This is a genomic window from Haliscomenobacter sp., from assembly GCF_040403615.1.
In the GTDB taxonomy this organism is placed as follows: domain Bacteria; phylum Bacteroidota; class Bacteroidia; order Chitinophagales; family Saprospiraceae; genus Haliscomenobacter.
Window position 1 is genome coordinate 23,300 of record NZ_JBBAKG010000024.1, and the last position, 26,773, is coordinate 50,072.

The following is a 26,773-nucleotide window of genomic DNA, read 5'->3' on the forward strand; positions in this document are numbered from 1 at the left end:
GTGGTGCTTTCAACCTCAGCACAAATTTAACTCCTCACAAATAAAAAAAGCCCAATCCAATATGAGTTGGAAGAACGTTTTTATTTTGCTATCGCTTTTAACGTTTTTTGCAAGCTGTAAGTCTGATAAACGAGACGATTTGCCAGATGTGTCGGGCATTTCACCCATCAAATTGAAAATCCGAAGCTTCGAGCAAGATTTGTTCCAGTTGGATACCAACCAAATCGCGACTGCTTTACCCCAACTTAAGGCAAAATATGGTGAATTTGCCCGGATTTTTTTTGACCAAATCCTGAATGCTTCCTCGAAAGAGGTCGCACCAGAAGGAGAGGCTGCATTTGTCAAAGGCTTTATCGCCCATCCGGCGTTGCGCAAACTTTACGATACTTGTGCTGTGCTTTATCCCGAATTGCCCAAGGCTACGCTGAACCAATTGGAAGAAGCCATGCGTTACTACAAGTATTACTTCCCTGAGCGAAAAATACCAAGCATTACTACTTTTGTCTCTGAATACACCGTTGGCAATTTTGTATATGGCAACAACGACCTGGCAATTGGATTGGATTTTTTTCTGGGTGAAAAATACCCTTACCTGAATTTCAATCCCGATAATCCAAACTTTTCGCAATACCTGACGCGCAGTTTCAACAAAGAACACCTTTCGGTTAAAACCTTGTTGCCCCTTGTCAATGATCTCGTGGGGGAAGCCCCTCCGGGAGAAAACCTGCTGGATTACATGATCCACAACGGCAAAAAAATGTACCTACTGGATCATTTGTTGCCTTACGCTGCGGATACTGCAAAGATGGAGGTTTCTGCGCTGCAATGGAAGTGGCTGAATGAAAATGAAAGCAGCATTTGGGCGTTTTTTTTACAACAAAACCTACTTTACAACACCGATTGGCAAAAGATTCGGAAATTTGTAGAGTACAGCCCCAATTCACCCGGTATGCCTGCCGAAGCCCCTGGTCGCAGCGGCGATTGGTTGGGTTGGCAAATTATTAAAGCCTACATGGAGCAAAACCCGACTACCCAGATGAAAGACTTGCTCAAACTGAAAGATAGTCAGGTCATTTTACGACAAGCCAGGTACAAACCCAAACTTTAGGAACCAAAGTATTCCAGCAACCACAATCAATAGCAACATGAAACGCGCCATTCCATTAGTTGATCTTTCTCAATTCATCAAGGGCAGTGCTGCCGAACGTAGCGCTTTTGTAAAAGAACTCGGTGATGCTTTCCACAATATCGGCTTTGTGGGAGTGGTCAATCACGGCATTTCCAAAGCCTTGATCGATGACTTTTACGCAGCATCCAAGGGCTTTTTTGCCTTGCCCGAGGAGACCAAGAAAAAATACGAAATCCCCGGTATGGCTGGGCAACGCGGATATACCTCCTTTGGCAAAGAACACGCCAAACAATCACAAGTTGCTGATTTGAAAGAGTTTTTTCAAATCGGGCAGGAGGTACCCATCGGGCATCCCGCCAAATCGCGCTATCCTGACAATGTACAAGTCATGGAAGCGCCAGATTTTGCCGATTTGGGCAGCCAGCTTTACCGCGCTTTTGAAAATACGGGATCGCAATTGTTGAAAGCCATTGCCATTCACCTCGATTTGGGTGAGGCTTATTTTGAGCCGCGAATCTCTTACGGCAATAGCATTTTGCGGTCTATTTTTTATCCGCCGATTACACAGGAACCAGCATCAGCGATCCGGGCAGAGCAGCACGAAGACATCAACCTGATCACCTTGTTGGTAGGGGCATCGGCAGGTGGACTGGAATTGCTGAACATGGAAGACGAATGGATGGCGATTGTACCGGAAGAAGATGAAATCGTGATCAACGTGGGAGACATGCTCCAACGGCTGACCAACAACTATTTGAGATCAACCACTCACCGCGTGGTCAACCCGCCCAAAACGGAGTGGCACTTGCCCCGCTTGTCGATTCCCTTCTTCCTGCATCCGGTTAGTGAGATGGATTTGAGTTGTTTGCCTTCCTGCGTAACCAACGATAACCCATTGCATTACGCGCCAATTACCGCAGGAGAATACCTGGACGAACGCTTGCGCGAAATTGGGTTGAAAAAATAATGCAGTACAAAAAATGCCCGTTCCAAGGTAACGTTGTGCCTGTTTGAACGGATTTTTTCTGATCTTACTGCTTATTTTTTTGTACCTTTCGGGCTGTCAAAAGAAAGAATGATCATTCAATAAAAAAAGATCGTCATGAAAACAATGATGTTGTTTTTAGGTGCACTTGGCGGATCGGAAGTCCTACTGATTTTCTTTGCGATCCTGCTTTTATTTGGTGGCAGAAAAATTCCAGAACTGATGCGAGGTATTGGCAAAGGTATCCGTGAGTTTAATGCAGCCAAATCAACCATCGAAACTGAGCTGAAAGAAGGAATACGCGATGCTGAGAATAAAGCACAGCAGACTCCTACTTCCACTATCGAAGGTCCACGCCCTTAAGGGTGTTAAAAGTTTACAGTTGAAGTGTTGAAAAGATGTCCTGGCAACTCCCTGAAGTGAAGCCACCGCGTGGGTATCTTTTCAACATTTCAACCCTAAACTTTTCTATTAAAAAGTACTTGTCACCGCAAAGCGGAATCCACTAAAGGCTGGCTCCAGCCTGCATATCCCTCCGGTACACACCACTCCTTCCACTTGCTTGACGTAACTCAGTGAAAAACGGTTCGATTTGATGGTGTAAAACACGTCCAAACGCGGGTAATACAAGGCTTTGCGTTGCCCATTTTCAACCGGACTGGCTACACCAGGTACGGCATTGAACATACAAGCTGCCGCAAAAGTCCAGTGCGGCGCCAGGGTATATTCGGATTGAATCCAGGCCCAAGATCCAAAATCAGCACCCAATTTCGCTTTGGCATCCTGCTGCATGTACAGGTACTGCATTTCGATGCGCAGTAATTTGCGTGGGGTGAATTTGTATTGGTATTCAAAAAATGGGGTAATGGTGCGCACCAAAGGCACATTTGGCTTTACTTCAAAAACTTCCTGGTTGTATTCTTGCCGCTGTACCCCTGCGATAATGGTGGTATTTCGCTTGATTTTCAAGGTCATTTCCGCATACAGCTCGCGGTAAAGCAGCACATTGTCCAGGTTTTGGATATTCGATACATTGACATTGAAGTTCAGTTTTTTGCTGGGTGCATAGCGGATATCGGCCTGAAACGACAATTCTCCCAAAAACTGAGTGGCGGAATTGTACCGGGAAGTAAGGCGGTAGGTATTGGAACGCGCCATCGGGGGAATAAAATTCAGGGTTCCCCGGTTGGCTTGTTCCTGTGGGCGGGTACGCCAAGAAAAATTCTGGGTGCGCTTGCCTTCCAGGCTGACTCCAAAGTGTTCGCCAGCGTAGCTCAAATTGGTGTACCATACCGAACCCGCTTTTTGAATGAACCGATCGCCAGTGATGGTATCCTGATTGATGATGGTTTGGGCAAAGGGATCATTTTGCGCATCTGGAGTTTTGTAAGCGCCCTCAAGATACCAGGACCAAGGGCCATTGCTCAAGGTATTGTACGCTGTAAATGCATAGGCATTGTACTTGGGGATAAAAATATCCTCCTTGCGGTAAGTATTCAATGAAGAGACCAGGGAGTTCATGGCCTGATCGTCTAGCGTCCGGTTTACAATGCCCATTCCGGGAGCAAGGGACCAGGCGCCTTCCTCTTCAGAACTGATGAATCCCTCAATGTTGATGCCCTTGATGATGGAGCGGTAACTGCTGAATTGCTGCCGTTGCTTGCCAGTGAAGGCCTTTACTTTCCAGTTGGTGCCCAGGCTGTAATCCAGTCGCAAGCCAATCAAGGCATTGTCGATCAGCAAGGGCCTTTCTTCAAATGCCCTGAATATGATGCCACTCCCGATCTGGTCATAAATGTAGCCGGCAGTAATGCCCAGTTTGTCCACCTGCTTTTTGATGTACCACATGCCGATGCCCTGATCGGAATACGAATCGGTTGGATTGAGCAGATTGGAGTTGTTAAAGGCATCAAAACGCAGTCCAAAATCGAAGCCCCAATTGCTGTAGTTGAGATTGAGCCAGGCTTCGGCTCCATATTTTTGCCGGTCGTATTGGGGCGTATTGGCCGCCCCGATCAACGAATCCCGGATAAAGAAATTGGCGTTGGTTTGCAGGTTGCCCGAAAGCTGCCCTCCCGAAGGGGGCGTATCCGTCTGCGCATTGGTCAGTAAGGGCAGCAGCAATGCTAATATTATCCCGAATGGAATGCTTAATCGGTTCATTTGGAATTGTCTTGAGAATGACTTAATTAGGGTATGGCTTAGCGGCGTTGTCAAAAAGCCGCTAATTTTACGCATCAAACTTAATAAAAACACGCGCTATGAAAATAATGAAATTCGGGATGTTCGCCGCCGCGACGCTTTTGACGATTGTGCTTGCAGCACAAAGTGGCAAAACCTTGCCCGACGCCACTGTCAAAACCCTAGATGGGAAGAGCGTGCAGATCAAAAGTTATGTGGGGAAAGGGAAAATCACTGTCCTGAGTTTTTGGGCCACCTGGTGCGCTCCTTGCAAACGCGAAATGGATGCCATTGCGGAAGTTTATGGCGATTGGAAAGACAATTACAATGTACAGCTTCTGGCAGTAACCATCGATACCCAACGGGATCTCGCCAAAGTAAAGCCAATGGTGGCCACCAAAGGTTGGGAATACACCATCTTGAGCGATGCTGCCAACCAGTTGAAAAATTCCCTGAATTTTCAAACCATTCCCCAAACTTACCTGATCGATCAAAAGGGAAACATTGTGTACGAACACACGGGGTACAATCCAGGGGATGAATTGGATTTGGAAGAGAAAATCAAGGCATTGGTGAAGAAGTAGGCTTAACAAGAATCATTTCGTATTTTTAAAATACGAAATGATTCTTGGTCTTATGCTAAACCGCGCCCAAATATTTCATTCTCCGAAAATGAGAACCCAATGCCTCAGTCATGGAGTCGTAACACTTGTAATCGATTCCGTGTTGGGCGCAAATTTTCTCTACGATAAGGTGCAACTTGGGGTAATGCACGTGGCTGATGTTGGGAAACAGGTGGTGTTCTACCTGGAAATTCAAGCCACCACAGATCCAGCTTACAATTTTATTTTTGGGCGCAAAATTGGCCGTAGTGCAAAGCTGGTGAATGGCCCATTCGTTTTCTACACTTAAATCACGTTCGGTAGCATCCTCAAATTCAGTTACTTCTACGATGTGTGCCAACTGGAATACCATCGCCAGTACCAATCCACAGGCCATCGAGGCCAACAAATAACCAGCCAGAAAAACGATAAACTTGGGCACAAACAGAATGGGGATAACCAGGTAAATCAACACATACATGGCTTTGGACAACCAAAACACGAAGTGCTCCTTGAAATTGAAATCATGGATGGAGGTACCTTTGACTTCCTTGCTAAAGTATTTCTCAAAATCATTCATAAATACCCAACCCAGGTAAGAAATGGCGTACAAGGCCATGCAATACAGGTGTTGAAATCGATGAATGCCCATCTTTTGCTGAGTAGGCGCCAAACGCAATAATTTGGTTTGCAGAATGTCCGCATCGACCCCATCAATGTTGGTAAAAGTATGGTGTACAACGTTGTGCTTCGTTTTCCAGAAAAAAGCATTCGCCCCCAGAAAATTAAAAGTATAACCCAGGATGCTGTTGATGGTCTTGTTGTTGGAATAACTGCTGTGGCAGGCATCGTGGCACACGTTGAACCCGAGTAAGGCCCAATTGAATCCAAACAGCAGCGATAGCACGACACCCAAAACGATGGATTGGGGCGTAAAAAATACCAGTTGAACATAAAGATAAACCCAGGAAGCAAAAAGAATAATCGTTTTTGAATACAAACGAAAATCTCCTTTCGGACTGATTTTATGATCGTTAAAGTATTGCTGGACTTCTTCGCGGAGTATAGTATAGAACTTTGCCGTAGGGCGAAAAGTGACTTTATTCATTGAGTTGTCAAGAAACTGATGATGGAATGGTTTGATAGATAGGGCTCTAGAATGTAGAACGTTCAATTCACTTGTAAAAATGAATTAAAAATCAAAGATAAACACATCTCAGCGGTAATCAAAATTAATGTCGCATGATTTAGATTACTTTCGCTCAGCCAATTGGGCAATTTTGCGCTGCAAAACTTCCGGAGGAAAAAACAAGATCAATTCCACCCGGCGGTTGCGCGATTGCCCTACTGAAGTTTCATTGGACGACGCTGGATCAAACTCGCCTCTTCCAGCGGCCAGTACTCGATTGGGACTCAGCTCGTGGGCATCCACCAGGGTACGCACAACTGTTGCCGCTCTAAGGGAAGTAAAATCCCAACTGTCCTGGTTTTTGCGCGAAACAGCCTGGTTGTCGGTATGCCCCAGTACTTGAACCAATAAACGCGGTTGTACATTCAACAAGCCGCCAATAATTTTCAATACCGCCTGTCCGGTAGGTTCAATCCGATTCACGACGCCTGATTTGAACAATAGGGATTCAACCAAGGCTACTACAATTTGGCCATTTTTAACCTCTACGGAATATTGAGCAACCGGAAATTTGGCCAAAGAATCTTGAAATACTTTGGCAATTTGCTGAATTTCTTCCTGCTGTTGCTTCATCGCGTCCCGGATGGCTGCCAGTTGATTTTCCAGGGTACTGATCTGGTCATTTTTGGATTTCAAGGCATCGCCCAAAGAAGTCTGGTTGCTGAGCGCCTGGTTTTGTGCCTTATCCAGTTCTTCTTCCAATTCATCCAGGCGCTGGAGATACTTGTCCTGGGTGGCCAGCAAGGCATTGTTTTCGCCTTTGCGTTCCGCAATTTGCAATTGCATGCGGGTGATTTCATCCCGACTGTTGTGCAATTGCTCATTCAGCGTGCCAATCTCCGTTTTGAAAGATTGCTGCATAGCCAACACTTTTTTATTGGAGACGCCACAACTGGAAAGGAAGCCCAGCATCAAGAGCGCCGAGCAGAAGTAAATGTATTGCATTGACTTGAGTAGTTGAAGGAATGAGGACACTTCGGCTACGCTCAGCGCCCGGTCACTGAGCGTAGCCGAAGTGACCGGGCGCTGAGCGTAGCCGAAGTGTCCTCATTCAACAGGGTCTATTGTAAGCGGAAACTGGAAGCGCCAAGCATCCCGATATCCGTAAATACAGATACCAGATAAACGCCATCGCGCAGCTTTTCTTCGAGTTCGTGGCTGAAGCTCAAGCGTTGGGTTGCCGTAATGTTGACATCTTTGGCTTTTACGGCCAGCAAGTCCATGGTCGAGCCGTTCACTACTGCTTTGGCCTGGATGCCAGAACCCTGAATCGGCACCCCTTTGTCGTTGGTGATGACCAGGTAAAGTGGGCGCAGGCCCTGGTATTCCTGAGGTACTTCGATCAAATCAAAGGATACTTTCACCCTTCTGGCTTTGCCCGAAGATGCAGTTGCTTTTGGTTTGCGGGCTTCTACTTCTACCTGAAAACCAGAAGCTTTGAAGTTGGCCAAAGTCAGCCGCTTCAGTTCGCTTTGCATGGTTTTGTTGAGGTTGCCCAAGGAGGTATTTTCGGTGCGCACCACCGTCAGGTCGCGCTCCAACTGGCCGGTACGTTCTTTCAAGACCTGGTTTTCTTCCTGCAAGTCATTGATGACGGTTTCCAGGTTCGCTTTTTCAGCCAGTAATTGCTGGATTTCACCTTTCAAGCCATTGACTTCACTGAGGCGGTTGGTTTTGGTGGCTTTGATTTCTGCGTCTTTGCGCGACAAGGCGCTTTGTGCATCAGCCAAAGATCCTTGCAGGTTTTGGTTTTCTCCAGCAAGCGTTTGATAGTCATTTTCCAGGCTGTCTACTTGACGAGCAAGTTCGGTTTTGAGGTCAGCGAGTCCGCCTAGCTCTGCTTTCATGGCCTGGTTTGTGGATTGCAACTCGGTGGCTGCCTTTTTTTGTGAAAAGCCCCAAATGCCTACACCAATTGTGCCCAAACCGAGGAGGATAGCCAAAATGATCAAAGACCGTTTGGCGGTGTTGTTTTGATTGTTTTCCATGGTTGTTGTTCCCTTTTCGCTAAATATGACGCAAAAAATCACCTTACTTCCAGCCAGCTCATTACATCTGGATAGTTTTGACTTAGTCCTCCGGCGGTTTCGCGGCTGAGCCGGATGCCATTGAGGTAAGGTACAAGCTCAAAGGTAGCAAAACCCATTTGGTTGCTTAGTCTTCCCAGGGCAGTTTTTGCCTCAGCGTAACTATTATATCGGCCAATGGTATACAAATAGGTGTTGTTCGACAGCGATTTTTCAGATAAAGTATTTTTGTCCTGACTCAACAGAGGGCTTTGTAAAACACTGTTGCTCTTGCCAATCTGAATGCGGAAAACCAGCCCTTTCTCTTCGGTGTATCCCATCAGCCAAGGTGACACGGCGCTTTTGACAGGGATCTCACCCAGGCTACTCAACTGAAAACTGACCGTTTTGAACGTAGTGGTAAAATCTGCTGGTGGAGGGATGCTGCGCAATTGCAATGCGACAGGAGATACCCCGTTTCCGATCAAATAGTTTGCAAGATTTTCAGCGCTTTTCATTCCCCCATACAAACGGGAACTTACCGCCAATTCCTGACGTGAGGCAGCAGTGATGATCAAGGTCAATTGAGGATTTTTTTTCAGCACCTCAATTAAATCTTCCAACTGCTTTAGTTCTACACCCTGGCCCCACTGGCCGTCTTGGTTGAAGTAAAAAGGTTTTAGGTCAATTGTAGTGCCTCGCGAAGCGATCTCTACTCTTTCAGGAACCACTGGACTCCCATCTGGATTGCTGCGCCGAGGCTGGACCGTTTGAGTGCTTACAGGTGGTGGCGGCACAACAGGTGCCGACATCTCGCGAAGGTAGTCAAAAAAGTAGGCAGTGTAAATGTCGCGTTCGCCATACCCATCTTTGCGGGAGGAAGCAAAATAAGCCGTGTAACCGTCGCGAGAAAGTCTGAAGTGGGTATCGTCGGCTGCGGAATTGATGGGTAGCCCGAGGTTGTCGGGGTTGGTCCAGCGATTGATTTGGGGAATCAGCAAGGTGCGAAAAACATCAAAACCGCCAATACTTTGATCAGGTCGATTGGAACTAAAATACAAAATATTCCCCGTCCGAGCCAAGAAAGGAGTGGTTTCATCAAAAGCAGAATTGATGTCGGGACCCAGGTTGATTGGAGCGCTCCAACGGCCACGTACCGACACGGTTTTATATAAGTCCAGACCGCCATAGCCACCAGGCCTTTGGCTGGCAAAAATAACCATTGTATCGCCAATGAATTGAGCCGAACTCAACCCGGCAGTAGCCTCTACAGGCCCAATGAAGGGATCGGAAGAAAGCGTACGACTGCCCACCCGAAAGGTATCGATCAGGATTTCGCCCTGGGTGTACGAATTGCCCTTGAAATAAAACAGTGACTTGCCATTGGCATTGAAGTCGAGTAGTACTTCATGTTTGGGGCTATTGAGTAAGTAGTGCATGGCCTGAGGGGAGGTCCAGATGCCATTGTTGACCTGAGAAGTAAAAATGTCGCTGTAGAAACGGCCCATTACTTCGTCGGGCTGCCCAAAATTGTTGCGCGAGCCCCCTACATTACCCGGGCGTACGGAAGAAAAATAGATGCGGTTAGTAAAATTGGGACTCATGATGGGGGCAAACTCATCATAAGGGGTATTGACGGTATTGCCCAGGTTTTCGACTATGGCACGAGGGGCTTTGAATTGCAAGGCAAGCCCCCTGGCGCAACGCTGAATGTCTTCACGAATCGTAGTCCGGTTGGGGTGATTGGCCGGAATGGCTTTCAAGTACAATTTGTAATGATCGATGGCGCGGGTAAATTCATGCTGATCATGGTACACTTTGCCGAGGTAAAGCCAGGTTTCAGGGAAAGGCGATTTTTCTGATTCCAGAATAGTTCGCAGCATGGTCTCTGCTTCCTTGAGCTGGTTGAGTTGATAGCTGCACAACGCCAGCAAGAGTTTGGTCTCTTTGTCTTCCTGGCGGTTTTTCTTGATGCTGATCAAAACACTTTGCGCTGCCTGGTATTTGTTGAGGTAATAAAAATCGGTAGCCTTCTTTTTTTTGTCAGCGAGCGTTTCTTGTGCGAAGAGTCCCAGCGTGCAAAAAAAGAACAAAAGGGTACATGCGAGGTAGCGGTGCTGCATGGTCAATCGGTTTTGACTTTAAAACGTTAATGGATAAGCTTTATTTCAATATGGGACGCTTAGGACTTTTGGATAACAATCGCCATCAATTGCGGGTTGAAATGCATTGATTGAATCGATTAGAAAACAGAAAAACAATGAAGCGGAAATGATTCTGGATGTGACTATGTGGTTGGTAAGCCAAATTTACAGACTTGTGACAAGAGTAACAATAGTTATATACTTTTTTTTATTTATAACTTTGGTTGAAAAAGCAAAGTGGCCTTCAAGATCAGCTTGATGGCCACTTTTACTTTAACAAAGTTATACTGCCCGATCGGGTTCAAATCCTTCCAGATAATCCGCCACCCGCTTCAGGAATGACCCCCCGAGGAAGCCATCTACTACCCGGTGGTCATAAGACATGGAAAGAAACATCATGTGGCGTACGGCGATGATGTCACCATACTCCGTTTCCAGCACCGCTGGTTTTTTGCGAATGGCTCCAACTGCCAAAATGGCTACTTGTGGCTGATTGATAATGGGGGTGCCCATTACGTTGCCAAATGTACCCACGTTGGTGATGGTGAAAGTGCCACCCTGAATTTCTTCGGGTTTGAGTTGGTTGGCTCGCGCGCGATTGGCCAGGTCGTTGACCGACTTGGTGAGTCCAGCCAAATTGAGTTGGTCTGCTCCTTTGATTACCGGAACAATCAGGTTGCCGCTGGGCAACGCTGCGGCCATGCCGATGTTGACATCCTTGCGCACCACGATACTGGTGCCATCCACCGAGATATTGACCATTGGAAAGTCACGAATGGCGCGGGCTACTGCCTCAATAAAAACAGGCGTATAGGTTATTTTTTCGTTGTATTTTTTCTGAAAAACATCCTTGACCTTTTCGCGCCACTTCACGATGTTGGTCACGTCCACTTCCACAAAAGAGGTCACGTGTGGCGAAACCTGCTTTGACATCACCATGTGCTCGGCGATGAGCTTGCGCATGCGATCCATTTCGATGATCTCCACATTGCCGTCCAGGCTCACGGCAGGTGCAGTATAGGTTGGAGTGCTTTTGACTGGTTTTGCCGCAGGGCTGGTTTCCAGGCTTTCTTTGCGGTCTTCCAAATATGACAGAATGTCCTTTTTGGTTACGCGGCCTTGCATACCTGAACCGGCAATGTTTTCCAATTCGGTTAGGGTAATGTTTTCCTGTTGGGCGATGTTGCGCACCAGTGGAGAGTAAAAACGGCTGCCTTCTCCTTTTCCAATTGGTTGGAGACTAGGGCTTTCTACAATTACTGCCTCTTTGCCAATTGCTGCGGTGGGTATTTGACCATTGGCCTGCGGAGCAGGTTCGGCCAGGGCAGGAGAAGCTTTCGGTTCTGCGGCGCTACTTTCGGTTTCAATCAAAGCGATGACTTTGCCAATTGGAACGGTGTCGTTTTCGGCATACAGTACTTGCACCACTTTACCAGCTACGGGTGAGGGCACTTCAGAGTCCACTTTGTCCGTAGCGATCTCCACGATGGTTTCGTCCAATTCTATCTGGTCGCCTACATTTTTCACCCACTTCAGGATGGTGGCTTCCATGATGCTTTCCCCCATCTTGGGCATGATCAATTCGAACTGCGCCATGTCTTTCTGTTTCTTTTACCACCAGTCAATAACAAGCTGATGAAGCCAGTACAACTGCATAGTGGCAACGATTGCGTTTAATTTGGATTATTTGGTGCCACAAATTTATCCATATTTATCCAATAAGCGCTTATTTAAAGCAGCTTTAAGAATTGGCGGATCTGATTCAAAGCATGGATCGTGAAATACTGGATGTTTTTCTCCCGATCTTTGCCTGCCCGGATGCTGAAAGTTCGGGTATTTGTACCATTGCTCACCGCCATCCAGGCCAACCCTACGGGCTTGGTATCGGAACCGCCGCCTGGGCCAGCAATGCCAGAAATGGCAATGGCTACATCGGCAGATAGCACTTTTAATGCCCCTTCGGCCATTTCAATTACCGTTTGCTTGCTTACTGCGCCGTGAGTATCCAGGGTTTCTGGTTTTACACCCAATACGTTCATCTTAACCGCGTTGGAATAAGAAATCACACTGCCCAAAAAGTATTCCGAAGCGCCAGCAACCGAGGTTATGCGGTGTGCCAAATAGCCACCCGTACAACTTTCGGCAGTCGCCAGCGTCAAGCCGCGCTCTTTGAGCATATTACCGATCGCACCTTCCAGGGTATCTTTGTCGTATCCATAAATGATGTCGGCAAAGCGCTCTTTGAGGATTTCTGCTTTTTCATCCAGGATCTGGTGCAAGGCTGCTTCATCCATCCCGGTGCCGGTAATGCGCAGGCGAACCTGAGCAATGTGAGGCAAATAAGCCAGTTTGAACCCTTCTGGCAAGCCCTCTTCAAAATCTTCCAATTTTTCGGCAATATGGCTTTCGCCTTCTCCTACGGTCAGAATGGTGCGGTGCGCAATGGGTTGTCCAGGGAAGCGTTGTTTCAATTTGGGCAGTACTTCATGTTCCATCAGGTACTGCATCTCGTAGGGTACGCCGGGCATGGAGACGATAACTTTGCCTTCGTATTCCATCCACATTCCCGGAGCAGTTCCCATTTTGTTGGTCAAAATCTCGGCATTGGCGGGCATGTAGCATTGCAGTCTATGGGCTTCATTCATGGGGCGAGCCCATACTTCGAACATTTTTTTGATGCGCTCGAAAGTAGGGTCGTGAAAAACCATGTCCACGCCCATGTATTCTGCCAGGGCTTTTTTGGTGATGTCGTCTTTGGTGGGTCCCAAACCTCCGGTCATCAAAATTACATCGGCCTGTTCCATCGCTTCGCGCAAACCCGTATGAATGGCGGCCATGGTATCTCCTACCGAGATGACCGTTTCCACTCGGGCGCCAGCAAGATTGAGTTGTTGGCCCATCCAGGCCGAGTTGGTATCTACAATTTGACCGATCAGGATTTCGTCACCGACGGTTAAAATGGAAATTTTCATGGTGGTTTTTTTTAAAAGTTTTAGGGTTTTAAAACCCTAAAACCCTACTATACTCACTTCTTTCAAATCAAATGCCTCTTCTCCGCCTTCTTCATGCCTGATGAGCAGTTGTCCTGACGCTGAAACGCCGCTAATTTTGCCCCAAAATACGTCTCCATTTCTGCGTTGAAACAGCGTTGATTCCTGGAAACGGTATAAATAATGCAGGTATTCAGCATCCAGATTGGCAAACTGCCCTGCCTTGAGGCGAAGGTACATTGCCTCTAAGTGTTGACAAAGCAAAGGAATAAGTGAAGATAAATCATATTCTTTTCCATTTTCCAGTTGCAAAGAGCTGGGATTAGGAATATCTTTGGAAAAAATTGTCTGATTGACATTGATACCAACGCCGATTATTGAAGAGGTGATGGTGTTGCGACTCAGGCTGTTTTGAATCAAAATACCGCAGATTTTCCGTGTTCCAACGTAAATGTCGTTGGGCCATTTTACCCAAACGGGTTGATCGGGGATTAAAGCGGCGATGAAATGGCGAACAGCTAAAGCGATCGCTTTGTTCAGGGCAAAATTTTGGCGGGGAGGTAAAAAGTCGGGATATAGGATTACGCTAAGCGTAAGATTTTTATCGGGCTCACTTTCCCATTTACTGCCAACCTGACCTCGTCCTTGCGGTTGGCGAAAGGTCGAAATGACAGTTCCTTCAATTGGCTTGCTTTTTGCTAGTAATTCTTGAGCATAAGTATTGGTCGATGGCAATTCTTCATGGTGAAGCTGAACTTTTCCGATAAAAAGCGTGTTTCGCTGTTGCAATCGTGGTATTTTTTGTAACTTAATGCTAGATTCATCAATCGTGTGCCAACAAGGCATTCATTGCTGCATCCAAGCGTTTTTTATATTTGCAAAACTAATAAAATCTGGATTTGAGTACGCAAGTAAAAGTCAAAAGAAAGAAAAGGCTCGTTGCCGAAGAGCTTACGGATCTGATTATTGACAGCATCCAGGAAATTAAAGGCAAAAACATTGTAAAACTTGATCTCCGCCTTTTGGAAGATGCACCTACCGATTTTTTTATTGTTTGCGAGGGTACCTCTACAACTCAGGTCAAGGGTATTTCTGACAACATTCAGCGACGTTTAAAAGAAACCGGGCTGTTCGCCAGTCATGTGGAAGGTGAACGCAGCGCGCTTTGGATTTGTCTGGATTATTTCAATGCTGTAGTACATGTTTTTTATCCCGAAACTCGCCAATTTTACGAATTGGAGGATTTGTGGGGAGACGCAACCATAACTGAGTACGGTAGTTTATAGAATAGTAGTTGCATTTGGTCGAACAAAAGCAACGATTTCTTAAACTGTCGCGTTTAGTATTCATTTGTATGGCAAGTTCTTGATCTTGCTAAAATTCGCTCAAACCGTAAGGACAAAGTTTTATGGAGAATAACGAAAATAACAATAAGCGGGATAACGGTGGAGGCTCCAGGTTCAGCTCCTTCTGGATCTATGGCATTATTGCTGTGATCTTTCTGGGTTTGAACCTAGTGGCAATGGAAGGCACGCAAGATCCCCTTTCCCGCAATCGCCTTGGTCAAATGCTCCAGAATGGAGACATTGAAAAAATCGAGGTGATCAACAAAGAAGTGGCGCATATCTACCTTAAAAAGGAGGCACTCACTAATCCTCAATATAAAGATGCTGCCAAAACAACTTTTGGTGGAGACCGCTACCATTACCACACTGAGATCGGCAGCGTCGAAACCTTTGAGAAGTTTCTGCAAGAGAAATCCAAAGAAAACGACAAAGGGATGGGTTACCTGATTTACCTCACCAAGAACAATTACTTGTTGCAGGCATTGGGATGGCTGTTGCCTTTCTTGCTCATTATTCTGGTTTGGGTTTTCATCATGCGCCGCGTTGGCGGTGGTGCTGGTGGCCCTGGTGGGCAGATTTTCAACATTGGCAAATCCAAAGCAGCACTGTTTGATCAAAACAGTAAGGTGAACATCACTTTTGCCGACGTTGCTGGTCTGGACGAAGCCAAAGAAGAAGTTGTAGAAGTCGTTGACTTTCTGAAGAATCCTAAGAAGTATACCGCGCTGGGCGGCAAAATCCCCAAAGGTGTTTTGCTGGTAGGCCCTCCGGGAACGGGTAAAACCTTGTTGGCTAAAGCGGTAGCTGGAGAAGCGGGCGTACCTTTCTTCTCTATCTCTGGCTCTGATTTCGTGGAGATGTTTGTAGGTGTTGGTGCCTCTCGGGTGCGCGACCTCTTCAAACAAGCCCGCGAAAAAGCGCCTTGTATCGTCTTCATCGACGAGATTGATGCCATTGGCCGCGCCCGTGGTCGCAACAATTTCCAGGGTGGCAACGACGAACGCGAAAATACCCTCAACCAGTTGCTGGTAGAAATGGATGGTTTCAGTACCGATAAAGGCGTAATCTTGATGGGCGCCACCAACCGCCCGGATATTTTGGATTCTGCCTTGATGCGCCCAGGTCGTTTTGACCGCCAGATCAGCATTGATCGCCCGGATCTGAAAGGCCGGGAAGCCATCTTCAAGGTGCACCTCAAAACCATCAAAACCAACGACGACATCAGTGCCTGGGCACTTTCCGAGATGACACCTGGTTTTGCTGGCGCCGATATTGCCAACATTTGCAATGAAGCTGCCCTGATTGCTGCCCGCCGCAACAAGAAGTGGGTAGACATGGACGACTTCAACTACGCACTGGATCGCGTAATTGGTGGTCTTGAAAAGAAAAACAAACTCATTTCACCCGAAGAAAAGAACATCATCGCTTACCACGAAGCCGGTCACGCAGTGTGCGGCTGGTACCTGGAGCATGCTTCTCCTCTGGTCAAAGTGACGATCGTACCACGCGGTATTGGCACCCTGGGTTATGCACAGTATTTGCCAAAAGAAGAAAACATCACCCGCACCGAGCAATTGCTGGATCGCATGTGTATGACCTTCGGCGGACGCGCTGCTGAAAACAACGTCTTTGCCAAAATTTCTACCGGCGCCCAAAATGACCTGGATCAAGTCACCAAAATGGCTTATAGCATGATCAGCATTTTTGGGATGAACGATAAAGTAGGTCAGGTTTCTTTCTACGGCATGTCCAATGAGTCATACCAAAAACCTTATTCAGACCATACCGCGATGTTGATCGATGAAGAAGTACGCCGCATGGTGAATTCTCAATACGAAAGGGCCAAAGAATTATTGCGCGAGCGCCATAATGAACTAGAAATCATCGCGAAAGCCTTGCTTGAAAAAGAAGTGCTGCACAAATCAGACGTTGAACGCTTGATTGGTCCACGCCCTTATGCGAATGAAGAAAGAATCAAGATGAACGGTCACACTGCCGAACCTACTGCACCAATTGGTGACCACGGAGACATAGTGCCGAATCCATAAGCATTAATTTTGCATGAAATGGGAAGCGGGAACGACTGAAAGGTTGTTCCCGCTTTTTTGTTTTTTGGAGAATAACGGATAAGTTGAATGACGAATTTTTCGAATGGCGAGTGACGAATAGGTCGGCCATCCCGCTTTTCTCCACTTTTTTACTCGTGATGAGGTGTGGCCGAGCGATGCTTGTGTCCAAAGTCTAAAGGGAATGAAAGTGGAAATTTTTTGTGTTGGGATTTGAATTTCGTTGAAACGTAGGCATGGGCTACGTTGCGGCGAGCGTTGGCTTTGCGGGGTTGTCCGGAAACGATTAACCATTTCCTATCGATGAGAATTTGAACCAGCAGTCCGCTGCCTGAAGGCGAATCAAAAGATGAATCTTTCAACCGGGCATTTTCGGCATTTTCTGATCAAGTATTTGAAACAAGCCTTGATTTTAAACCATGCATCCTTGTGTGTCAAAGGCACGGAAATAGTGGGTTCAAGTTGGAGAAATTGAACCATCAGTACGTTGCGGTGAAAGACTTACGCCAGCAGGTCATAGTGAGGCGCTGGATGAAAAATTCCGTTTGCCCTGCACAAAATAAGTCATTTTTCGAAACACGACAAAACACGGAAAAAACCCCTGCTGCACATCAGTATGGCAGCAGGGGCGGTAGGCTACAGGTCTAAGCGCTGCTTTTAGCGCACTATCTGAAACGCTTGGGTCAGTACACCGTTGTTGCTACTGATCTTTAGCACGTACGAGCCACCGGGAAGATTGGCGGTGTCCAACGTGTATTGGTTCTCACCTTTGCCAGCCTGGCTGCGCTGAACGATACCAGCAGAGCGTCCCAACAGGTCAAAAACTTCGAGTAACACCGGATGTGATGCATCGGTGATATAGTTCACCTGAAGGTAGTGGTCGGCCGGATTGGGGAATAGCATCATCTGTTCGTTTGGCGCGACGCGCACCTCTTTAGTGTCCGTAGTCACCAATGCGGCGGCCAATTTGATACCGCTGGTCCCAAGTGGATTGCCCTCGGCATCATAAATCACGTAAGCCAGCTGCAGATCGGGTTTGTCGGCCCGGTACACCACATTCAGCAGGCGGTCGGTGTACGGCGTGGTTTCATCCAACTCAAACACCGCATTGAGGGCACTGTTGGAGGCTTTTTCGAGCGACATGATCTTTTGGTCGTACGGATCAGCAGGGTGCCTGGCTCCGGTGACGGCCAGAATAACCGGTTTGAAAGTCGCAATTTCATCGCGATTGCTAAAACCAAACGCTACGAATTTTGGCCTTTTGCCATCTACAGCCCCGCTTTTGAGGTTGAAACTCGCTAAGAAAATTTTGCCCGTCTCGGCTTTAGTTTGCGCCAATTCAATAGGGTTTCCAGTGGATTTACTAGTCCATGGGAAAGTCTGGGTACATTTGGTACCGTCGCACAGTACAAAACTGACCGTCACAGTACCCGTGGCAGCCAATGCTGATGACAATCCAAATTGCAGGTTGGTGACATTTGTACTGCCAAAACTACTGTACGTAAACGTGCCGGGACCACTCCAGGGGGCACTGACGAGCGTAGGATCGTTGTACGTAATGACTCCAGTAGGACTCAGGGCGGGAGCCGTCCAAGTGATGGTCATGCTGGACAGGCATTTAGGCCCCGATACTGTGAAGGTGCCGTGCTTGATGGGCAGCGGATGGCAGGTGGAGTAGACAACTTTGACTACCGGGCAACAGTTGTCGGGGCAAATGGGCAACTCCCGACAAATCCTGGATTGGCACAAAATTCTTGACGGTGTTCCGCCAGACAGGGTAATATCGAAACAAGGGGCTAGGGTACCCGCAGTGTACGTAAAAGAGAACGTGGCTGTCGAGCTGGCAGGTATGGTTGCTGGCGAAACACTGCTGACCACCCCACCACCAGAAGCGACCGTAATGCCGAGCGTAGCCGCTGAGGTGCTGCCATTAGTGATGGTGCCACTGATGAGATACGTTTGTTGCCCGGTGGGGAGCAGCGGGCCGCATTCGACTTTGGTTATTTCGGCTTTGCAGGGGCAAATGGGTAACTCCCGACAAATCCTGGATTGGCACAAAATTCTTGACGGTGTTCCGCCAGACAGGGTAATATCGAAACAAGGGGCTAGGGTACCCGCAGTGTACGTAAAAGAGAACGTGGCTGTCGAGCTGGCAGGTATGGTTGCTGGCGAAACACTGCTGACCACCCCACCACCAGAAGCGACCGTAATGCCGAGCGTAGCCGCTGAGGTGCTGCCATTAGTGATGGTGCCACTGATGAGATACGTTTGTTGCCCGGTGGGGAGCAGCGGGCCGCATTCGACTTTGGTTATTTCGGCTTTGCAGCAAATGGGCAAATCCCGGCAAATCCTGGATTCACACAACACTATTCTTGGCCGCACTCCGCTCGAAAGCGTTATGTTGAAACAAGGGCTAACGGGGGGCCCAGATGGAGCGGTGTACGTAAAAGAGAACGAATTGCCTGTCGAGCTGGCAGGTACGGTCGCAGGCGAAATACTGCTGACCGACCCGCCACCTACCGTAATGTCGAGCGTAGCCGCTGAGGTGCTGCTATTATTGATGGTGCCACTGACGATATACGTTTGTTGCCCATTGACGAGTGGTCCGCATTCGACTTTGGTTATTTCGGCTTTGCAGCAAATGGGCAACTCCCGGCAAATCCTGGATTCACACAACACTACTACTTTTGGCGACACTCCGCTCGAAAGCGTTATGTTGAAACAAGGGCTAACGGGGGGCCCAAATGGAGGGGTGTACGTGAAAGTGAACGAATTGCCTGTCGGGGTGGCAGGTATGGTTGCTGGCGAAATACTGCTGACCGTCCCACCACCAGGAGCGACCGTAATACCGAGTGTAGCCGCCGAGGTGCTGCTGTTATTGATGGTGCCACTGACGAGATACGTTTGTTGCCCATTGACGATTGGTCCGCATACGATATTGGTTATTTCGGCTTTGCAGGGTACAGGGGGGCACGCGGCATCCTGACACCTAATGTTGCCGGAAAGCATAAAGCCGCCTACGTTATCGATGTAGGTTATTTCAGCCCTTATTTTCCAGGTTCCGGCAACCGGGCACTGGATGTTGCGCGGGGTGGGGAATGAGCCGATGCAGTAGTTGTTTGGCGGAGGGTTGCTCACCACGGTTAGCGGAATGGGCGAGCCGGTGGGCGGAACAAGCGAAAGCGATACCAAAGTATCATCAAAGGCAATTCCGAAGTTGAGATCTAAGATGCCGGTGCCAGTCGGGACAATAAATTGGCGCTCAAACACGTAATTGCCCGGCCTGTGCCCACTGAAGCTGCTGGTAGCGTTGATCCAGCCTGCATTGGTGAGCGCGATCGGCGTAGGACACCAAAATGGTAAAAAGCTGGGACAAACGATGGCCGGAAGGGCACCGGAAGGGCTGCTGGTAATCTTCCAGTTTGGATCGGGGGTACTAATGCCCAGATAGGGGTTGCCGGGGCTGTTGCTGATGCCGGTACTGACATTGCCGGTACCACCAATACAGGAGATAACCGCTTGGGCTTGAAGTCCGTACTGCGCCACCACCAAAAGGGTCAGTAGCAAATGTCGGAAAGAAAAAAGATTGTTCGTTCTCATAAAGAGGCTTAGTAAAAAATTAATTTTGCCTACTCTATTCGCTTTTCGGCATCCGCGTCCTGATTTTTTGAGCAGCGTTCCAGGAGAAGCTGAGCTAGAGGCATACCACATCCAGGCCAACATCATATGGATGGTTGGCGTGGAATTAGATTTCGCCGTGTAAAGTTTTGTACCGCTTTTTATCTCCTTTGTAGATTCATCACTTCAGTAATCCGATGAAGCTTCTGGGCTGCACCAGGATGCAGCCCAGAATGGCCGGATTTAGATGAGCTGTTTACCTAACCGCCCTTCGAATGAACTTATTTCTTCGCGTTATAACTGGTTCATTGGATTTCATGTAAATCACCCGTAGTTCATACAATTTATCAAAAGCTAAATCGCCAACATAAAGATCGGTAGTGACCACCCGATTGGCCATAAGTTTTACATTGACAGTTCGGAGTATTGGCGACTCATCAGTCAGGTCTCCACGATCTTCTCTTATTTCAACTTTTGCAAATTTAAAATAAGACTTGGTGGCGGAAATCGTCAATTCAAAGTATTCTTCCTCAATCTGATAGGTAGAATCTTTCCATTCTTTAACCATCCCATTAATGTCTTCTATGCGCACTTGGCATTTGTTCTGCCCGCTGAGCGTAGTCCCAACTAAGAGCAGGAAAATCGCACCTAATAAATGAGATAAAAGGGTTCTAATTTGTAAGTCCATGGTTTCATTGTTTTGGTTTAGAATTATGTAGCAAAGTTAAATTCGAGAACTCGACAAAATTGGGAAAAAAAAGTGTCCAAATTCCGAGTACAACTACAAGTTTACTATTTTTAGGAGCCCCAAGTAGAAATTGGTGTTTAGCCCCTTACTTAAGAAATATGTTTAATTCACCATTGCTAGAGACGCTGCGTTTGTTGGAAGACAAAGAGTGGCAACAATTGGATCGTTTTGTACATTCTCGGTTCTTTGCACATCCCGATAACGCCTCGGGAGTAATCGCACTGTTTGAGTTAATTAAGCGGTATGCACCAGGTTTTGACCATAAGGAGGCTTTATCTAAAAAGCAAATTGCAGCAGCGCTCGGGCAGTCTGAACAGTACGTTTCCAAAGTTACTTCTGGTTTACATGCAGTTGTTAGGCGTTTTTTAGGATGGACTTACCAAACGGAATTATCACATGAGTTTTATGAACAGTTGGGCCTACTACAGTTTTACCGCAAAAAAGAGCTGCCCCTTAAATTCAAATCCTTGGTAGACAAAGTTCAGGGTCAGCTTGATGCGGCTATGGACAAAACGAATACAGAAAGTTTGTTCCAACAGTTTTTACTGAATGCAAAAAAATCGGAATGGATGCAGGAAAATCAACCCTCGATGGATGTTAACCTTTTGCAAACCATGCATTATCTAGATTGTCACTATATACTTCAAAAAGCTCAGATCGTTTACAATTTGATCTTGAAAAACCAAAACAACTCCTTTCAATCCATTGATTATATTTCCTTTATAGACTATATACAATATTTTTTACAATCCAATCAATCAAGTATCGATGAACTGCTCAGTTTGTATTATGAGGCAATACAACTGTTGCTCAACCGAGAAGGAGCTGATTTTGATCACTTCCAACGTTTACTGGAAAAGCATCAGGGCTCATTGAGTGAATATGATTATTATTCGCTCAGTAGCCTAGAGCGGCAAATACTATTGACCAAGTTTCGGGACGGGGAAACGCATTTGCTTGAAAAAGTTTTCATTTTGTACAAACGTCATATTGAAAAAGGCTTAATCCAAATCGATGGAAAATTATCTTCCACTTCTTTTTCCAACATTGTTCGCTACGGATGTAGGTGCGGGGAACTAGACTGGGTAGAACAGTTTTTGAAAGCTTACCGAGCAGACCAACTAAGTGGCATCAGTAACCCCGAAGATTTATACCGTTTGTATTATGCTTATTTTCTGCTGTCCAAAGGGTCATTGGATGAGGCAGAGTACAACTTGCCACTGGATTTTGAAGACTCCATCTACAAGGTGGATGCACGATGCCTAGAACTCATGGTGCTGTATCAAAAACAATCATCACTCTTGGAGTACAAAATCGAATCGTTCCGTAAACTGGTTCGCAACACCGTTGGTTTGCCTGAAATTCGCCGCAATGGATTTCATAATTTTGCACTCGTACTGCGCAAAATGACCAATCCCGATCTCAAACGCAATGACAAACGCATCGATAAGCTCGTAGCAGAAATACAAAATACGCCTACCTCCGAAAGTTTCTGGTTGATCGAACAACTTAAACAATTGAAAAGCCGTCAGGGCCAGGCAAATGGATGAATTCAATTTTTCGGCAATTTCTTCCACTTCTCCCAATCCACCGTAAATTCCAAGTCTCATCCTCAAAACGTCTCCTCTTTCCACTCCTGAATATTCCGCGTCTTGCTCAAAAAATTCACGCCAATTCCAATCACGGGCTTTTCTTTATTCCAAAATGCTTGGTAATATTCTTTCTTGCGGATTTGTGCCAGCTTTTTCCGTACTTTCGTCCGGTTTGAACTCAAAATAAGGATTAAATTCATCCCAAAAAAAATGACGAAGCACAAACCGCCAAACCCTGGCTGAATTCGTACTTCGTCATTCGTATTTCATTCTTTGAAATTCCCTACAGATCCTTATTGGACTTCTGCAAGTAATTCTCCAAAGCTTTGGTCATCGAAGGTACTTCGGGAGCTGGAGCGTTGATGTTCACGTCCAATCCACGACTTTCGACAGCGCTGCGCGTTTGGTTGCCAAATACGGCGATCCGGGTATCATTTTGCTCAAAATCCGGAAAGTTGTCGTATAAAGATTGAATACACAGCGGGCTGAAGAAAACCAATACATCGTATGTTACGTCGCTAAGATCAGACAAGTCTGAGCTTACGGTGTGGTACATGATCGCGTCTTTCCAATCGAGGTTCATTTCGTCCAGATACTTCGTAATTTCCTTTGCGCCAAGATTGGAGCAAGGAAGCAGAAACTTTTCTGTTTTGTGTTTTTTCAAGTACGATCCCAAATCTTCGATAGATCGGGTGCCTACAAATACCTTACGCTTGCGGTAAAGGATAAATTTTTGCAGGTAATTCGCAATGTTTTCCGTCAGGCAGAAATATTTGGTTTCTGGTGACATCTTGACCCGCATTTCTTCACAAAGGCGAAAGAAATGGTCTACTGAATTTTTGCTGGAAAGGATGACGGCAGTGAATTCATCGGGGCGAATGCGCTGCTTTCGAAAATCCTTTGCTTCCAGTCCTTCTACATGGCTAAAAGGTCTCCAGTCAATTTGTAGGTTGTACCTTTTCTCCAATTCGTAGTAAGGAGAGCGTTCAGGTTTGGGCTGCGAAACAAGGATGGTCTTTACTTTTTTGAAAGTTTCCTCCTTGGCTTGTCCATTTGCTGCCATTCACGTTTTTTTTGGTAACCTACTTTCGTTTTCCAGGTTACTGCTGGTTCAAAATTAATTTTACAACAGTAAGTACAGGAGCGATTTCGACAGTGCAAATATACAACAAAAAGTGAAATTGGTGTGATGCAAAAATGCGCCCAGCCAGCCAAAGGCTGCGGACGGATCTGAATGCATAAACCAATCCTATTGTACTTATAGTTCCCCAAATTAACACTTCGTGTAAATTTTGGGGCCCGTAGGCAAGTAAAATGTTTATTGGGCCAAGCAATAGTCCCAAACTGGAACCAAAGATGAGCATGATGAAATTGTAGCGGGATATTTCGCGACGCACTGGAAAAATGAGTCCAATGAGCCACAACACCAGATGTTTGAGGCTGAAAGCAACAAGAACTCCGGCCACGCATATGCCCAATTGCACCACCAGATCAGAACCAAATTTGATCTGAAAATGATACAAGAGATAAAACAAGAAAACACCAAGATTGACGAGAAACGCAAAGTAGAGAATATTGTATACCCCAAATCCGCGGCCTTCTCGCTCGCGGTAAATTTGATTGAACGCATTCTCATTGGCAAAAGCCTGGAAGATCTTGGCAATTGGCCCCTGCAAAAGGGTCATGAAGAAAGCAAAACAAAGCAAAACAAAGGTGGTAACCCCAAAATCTACCCGTTGCAAAACGGCTGAAGGATTTGAGCTGAGCTGGAATTCTATTTTAGGCATTTTCCATTCTCGCTTTTTTTTGACAGATTGGGGTTGCGCTGTAGGTGCGAGTATGGCTGAAGCGGAAGGACGAGCCAACAAATCAAATGGATTATTCAAAACGGCAGGATCTACAGGTTGTACACTGGGCTTGATGCCCATGCGATGCAAAAGCTCAAATGGGTTATTGCTGCTTTGTGCCCAAAGATTATTCTGCACAAATAGGAAAACCGTAAAATAAAAAAATGAAAATACAATGACCTGCTTCAAGTTTCCAACCTTTTTTCGGCTGCAAAGGTAGTAAGCATTTGTGAATGATGTGTATATAAAACGGAATGAGTCAAAAAAAATCACTCTTTTGACTCATTCCGGATGAAAATGAAGTACAAATCGACTTAATTGGCAGGTTGTTCCACCTTCCCTTTCAGACGAAGTACGACTTGCTCATCGCTCAAATTGGTGATCACCGTCACTTGTTTGTTGAAATCACCAGGTGCCATAGCATTATAAGTAGCAGTGATTTCGCCGGATTTGCCAGGCAGGATGGGTTCTTTGGTGTAGGTTGGCGTTGTACAGCCGCAAGATGCGTTAACAGAAGTAAATACCAATGGCGTTTTGCTCTTGTTTTTGATCTTAAAAACGGCAGTGACCGGTTTTCCCTGAGGAATAGCGCCAAAATCATGCTCAATTTTATCCCAAATGATGCTTAGACCTTTTTTGCTCTTTTTAGCAGAAGGCTCATTTTTTTTGATGGCAGTTTCTGCTGTAGTGGTTTGTGCAGAAAGGGTGCCTAATCCACCCAGAAACAACAACGCAACAATAAGATATTTCATGACAATTGATTTTTTCCGCATGCCTGCGGAGGTTATTAGATTTTTACAAAGGTAGCGCAAGCGCAAAGATTGCGCTGTTAACGGTATGCTAACAGAGGTTATTCAATGCCAAACTTGTCGAGCAGAAACACCAATGCAGTCATGGCCGCTGTGCCCAGTTCAAGCTCCCGTTTGTTGACCGCATCAAACGTATCGATGGCGGTGTGGTGGTAATCAAAGTAGCGCTGTGAGTCGGGCTCAAAGCCAAACAAGAGTCCTTGTTGGGAACGCAATGGGCCAATGTCAGCGCCGGAGCCACCCCTCTTGAAGTTGAGGCCATAAGGCTCCAGCAGGCTAGACCATGCCATAACCTGCTTGTACTTTTTGTCAAAAGCTTTGCTCTCCGATTCACAAGTGAAGCCCCGTGGGGTAAACCCTCCCCGGTCGGATTCGATGGCCGCCAAGTGAAACTCTTTTTTGCGGTTGGAAATTTCGGCATAAGCCTGTCCGCCCTTGAGTCCGTTTTCTTCATTCATAAACAATACACAGCGGATGGTGCGTTTGGGGCGATAATTGAGCCGCTTCAGCAATTGCAACACATCCATAGCCTGTACACAGCCTGCGCCATCATCATGTGCTCCCGTACCCACATCCCAGGAATCGAGGTGGCCTCCAATCAGGATGATTTCGTTGGGCTTTTCGCTGCCCCGGATTTCGCCAATTACGTTGTGCGATGGCTTCATGCCGATCATGTGACTGGTATTGCGGATAAACACCCGAACGGGTTCGTCTTTGAGCAAACGACTCAGCAACTCGGCGTCATTGGTACTGATGCCCAAAGCGGGGATAGGCGTTACGCCAGGTTCGTATGAAGAACTGCCAGTATGCGGCACATCATCGAGCCGGGTGGTCATCGAACGCACCAATACGGCAAGTGCGCCATATTTGGAAGCCCGGGAAGCGCCTAAACCACGCTGATCTACCGCTCCGCCGTAAGCCGCAAACGTATTGAGTTGAGTTGGATCCATGGCACGGTTGAAAAAGACAATTTTACCGGCCAATTTTTCCCGACCCAGGCTTTCCAGGTCATCCAGGCGTTTCACTTCAATGACCTCTGCAGCCATGCCATTGGGCCCCGTACCTTCGGTATTGCCCAGGGAGAGGGCTTTGAGGTCGAAACTGCCCATTTTGGAATGCACAATTCGTACAACTTCTTTTTCGCCCCGCGACCAGTGCGGCACCATACATGGCTGCATCCATACAGAGTCCAGTCCCATCGTGTCCAGCATTTGACGGGTATATTCTACTGCGGCGGCGGCTTGAGGCGTGCCACTCAAGCGGGCACCAATGCGGTTGCAGAGGTATTCTAGCCAAGGATAAGATTTGCCTTTGGTCAGGGCTACATTGTAAATTTCACGGACAAAAAAGGCATCTGCATCCGTTTTGTTGGTTGATTGGGCGCTTAAATCATTCAATTGGTATCCAAAAACCAAAATTAAAGCAATCCATGTCAGCTTCATAAGTGAACGTATTAGCGGTATGTTACGTAAATTGAAAAAAAGTTCAAAATTGGCCAAAAAAAGTTGGTATCTCCATTTT

Annotated in this window: 22 protein-coding genes; 8 read left to right on the forward strand and 14 right to left on the reverse strand. The window is 46.7% G+C overall.

Annotated elements, in window-relative coordinates:
* Window positions 1–61 precede the first annotated feature (61 nt).
* From gldB to ABW391_RS09850, 3 genes are all read left to right on the forward strand, one after another.
* The gene (gene gldB / locus ABW391_RS09840) at window positions 62–1,108 is read left to right on the forward strand and encodes a gliding motility lipoprotein GldB (RefSeq protein WP_353481683.1); all 1,047 of its coding nucleotides are present in this window, start codon (window positions 62–64) and stop codon (window positions 1,106–1,108) included.
* 37 nt (window positions 1,109–1,145) lie between these two features.
* Window positions 1,146–2,096 carry an isopenicillin N synthase family dioxygenase gene (locus ABW391_RS09845; protein WP_353481684.1) on the forward strand — a complete coding sequence of 317 codons (951 nt, stop codon included), beginning with the start codon at window positions 1,146–1,148 and terminating at the stop codon, window positions 2,094–2,096.
* A gap of 135 nt (window positions 2,097–2,231) precedes the next feature.
* Window positions 2,232–2,477 (forward strand): Sec-independent protein translocase subunit TatA/TatB, encoded by a 246-nt coding sequence (locus ABW391_RS09850; RefSeq protein ID WP_353481685.1) that lies wholly within the window; start codon window positions 2,232–2,234, stop codon window positions 2,475–2,477.
* A 108-nt stretch (window positions 2,478–2,585) separates the two neighbouring features.
* On the opposite strand, the gene ABW391_RS09855 is transcribed toward ABW391_RS09850, so the two are convergent.
* On the reverse strand, window positions 2,586–4,277 hold the full coding sequence (locus tag ABW391_RS09855) for a DUF6029 family protein (RefSeq protein ID WP_353481686.1): 1,692 nt from the start codon (window positions 4,275–4,277) through the stop codon (window positions 2,586–2,588).
* A gap of 98 nt (window positions 4,278–4,375) precedes the next feature.
* Here ABW391_RS09855 and ABW391_RS09860 point away from each other — a divergent pair, with 98 nt between their 5' ends.
* On the forward strand, window positions 4,376–4,879 hold the full coding sequence (locus ABW391_RS09860; protein ID WP_353481687.1) for a TlpA family protein disulfide reductase: 504 nt from the start codon (window positions 4,376–4,378) through the stop codon (window positions 4,877–4,879).
* A 55-nt stretch (window positions 4,880–4,934) separates the two neighbouring features.
* On the opposite strand, the gene ABW391_RS09865 is transcribed toward ABW391_RS09860, so the two are convergent.
* The 7 genes from ABW391_RS09865 to ABW391_RS09895 form a co-directional block, all read right to left on the reverse strand.
* Window positions 4,935–6,005, reverse strand: coding sequence for a fatty acid desaturase family protein (locus ABW391_RS09865; protein WP_353481688.1), 1,071 nt, complete (start codon window positions 6,003–6,005; stop codon window positions 4,935–4,937).
* 144 nt (window positions 6,006–6,149) lie between these two features.
* Entirely contained in the window at window positions 6,150–7,031 is an 882-nt protein-coding gene (locus ABW391_RS09870; RefSeq protein ID WP_353481689.1) for an OmpA family protein, read from the reverse strand.
* A 116-nt stretch (window positions 7,032–7,147) separates the two neighbouring features.
* The gene (locus ABW391_RS09875; RefSeq protein ID WP_353481690.1) at window positions 7,148–8,074 is read right to left on the reverse strand and encodes a DUF8428 domain-containing protein; all 927 of its coding nucleotides are present in this window, start codon (window positions 8,072–8,074) and stop codon (window positions 7,148–7,150) included.
* Window positions 8,075–8,112: 38 nt separating this feature from the next.
* Complete coding sequence (locus tag ABW391_RS09880) at window positions 8,113–10,215, reverse strand: hypothetical protein (protein WP_353481691.1); 2,103 nt, start codon at window positions 10,213–10,215, stop codon at window positions 8,113–8,115.
* Between the two features lie 303 nt (window positions 10,216–10,518).
* Entirely contained in the window at window positions 10,519–11,832 is a 1,314-nt protein-coding gene (locus tag ABW391_RS09885; protein ID WP_353481692.1) for a dihydrolipoamide acetyltransferase family protein, read from the reverse strand.
* Between the two features lie 134 nt (window positions 11,833–11,966).
* Window positions 11,967–13,208 carry a competence/damage-inducible protein A gene (locus tag ABW391_RS09890; protein WP_353481693.1) on the reverse strand — a complete coding sequence of 414 codons (1,242 nt, stop codon included), beginning with the start codon at window positions 13,206–13,208 and terminating at the stop codon, window positions 11,967–11,969.
* Window positions 13,209–13,244: 36 nt separating this feature from the next.
* On the reverse strand, window positions 13,245–14,015 hold the full coding sequence (locus tag ABW391_RS09895) for a biotin--[acetyl-CoA-carboxylase] ligase (RefSeq protein ID WP_353481694.1): 771 nt from the start codon (window positions 14,013–14,015) through the stop codon (window positions 13,245–13,247).
* 110 nt (window positions 14,016–14,125) lie between these two features.
* On the opposite strand from ABW391_RS09895, the gene rsfS reads away from it, so the two are divergent.
* Window positions 14,126–14,512 carry a ribosome silencing factor gene (gene rsfS, locus ABW391_RS09900; protein WP_353481695.1) on the forward strand — a complete coding sequence of 129 codons (387 nt, stop codon included), beginning with the start codon at window positions 14,126–14,128 and terminating at the stop codon, window positions 14,510–14,512.
* Between the two features lie 122 nt (window positions 14,513–14,634).
* Entirely contained in the window at window positions 14,635–16,620 is a 1,986-nt protein-coding gene (gene ftsH, locus ABW391_RS09905; RefSeq protein WP_353481696.1) for an ATP-dependent zinc metalloprotease FtsH, read from the forward strand.
* A 675-nt stretch (window positions 16,621–17,295) separates the two neighbouring features.
* On the opposite strand, the gene ABW391_RS09910 is transcribed toward ftsH, so the two are convergent.
* Window positions 17,296–20,238 (reverse strand): T9SS type A sorting domain-containing protein, encoded by a 2,943-nt coding sequence (locus ABW391_RS09910; RefSeq protein ID WP_353481697.1) that lies wholly within the window; start codon window positions 20,236–20,238, stop codon window positions 17,296–17,298.
* 25 nt (window positions 20,239–20,263) lie between these two features.
* Here ABW391_RS09910 and ABW391_RS09915 point away from each other — a divergent pair, with 25 nt between their 5' ends.
* The gene (locus ABW391_RS09915) at window positions 20,264–20,401 is read left to right on the forward strand and encodes a hypothetical protein (protein ID WP_353481698.1); all 138 of its coding nucleotides are present in this window, start codon (window positions 20,264–20,266) and stop codon (window positions 20,399–20,401) included.
* 111 nt (window positions 20,402–20,512) lie between these two features.
* On the opposite strand, the gene ABW391_RS09920 is transcribed toward ABW391_RS09915, so the two are convergent.
* Window positions 20,513–20,944 carry a hypothetical protein gene (locus ABW391_RS09920; protein ID WP_353481699.1) on the reverse strand — a complete coding sequence of 144 codons (432 nt, stop codon included), beginning with the start codon at window positions 20,942–20,944 and terminating at the stop codon, window positions 20,513–20,515.
* Window positions 20,945–21,102: 158 nt separating this feature from the next.
* Between ABW391_RS09920 and ABW391_RS09925 the strand changes: the two genes are divergently transcribed.
* Entirely contained in the window at window positions 21,103–22,554 is a 1,452-nt protein-coding gene (locus tag ABW391_RS09925; protein ID WP_353481700.1) for a hypothetical protein, read from the forward strand.
* Between the two features lie 325 nt (window positions 22,555–22,879).
* On the opposite strand, the gene ABW391_RS09935 is transcribed toward ABW391_RS09925, so the two are convergent.
* From ABW391_RS09935 to ABW391_RS09950, 4 genes are all read right to left on the reverse strand, one after another.
* Window positions 22,880–23,659, reverse strand: coding sequence for a uroporphyrinogen-III synthase (locus tag ABW391_RS09935; protein ID WP_353481702.1), 780 nt, complete (start codon window positions 23,657–23,659; stop codon window positions 22,880–22,882).
* 37 nt (window positions 23,660–23,696) lie between these two features.
* A complete protein-coding gene (locus tag ABW391_RS09940) occupies window positions 23,697–24,632 on the reverse strand; it encodes a DUF4271 domain-containing protein (RefSeq protein ID WP_353481703.1) in 936 nt (311 codons plus the stop codon).
* Between the two features lie 125 nt (window positions 24,633–24,757).
* Window positions 24,758–25,195 (reverse strand): DUF1573 domain-containing protein, encoded by a 438-nt coding sequence (locus tag ABW391_RS09945; protein ID WP_353481704.1) that lies wholly within the window; start codon window positions 25,193–25,195, stop codon window positions 24,758–24,760.
* Between the two features lie 98 nt (window positions 25,196–25,293).
* A complete protein-coding gene (locus ABW391_RS09950; RefSeq protein WP_353481705.1) occupies window positions 25,294–26,694 on the reverse strand; it encodes a M20/M25/M40 family metallo-hydrolase in 1,401 nt (466 codons plus the stop codon).
* Between the last annotated feature and the right edge of the window lie 79 nt (window positions 26,695–26,773).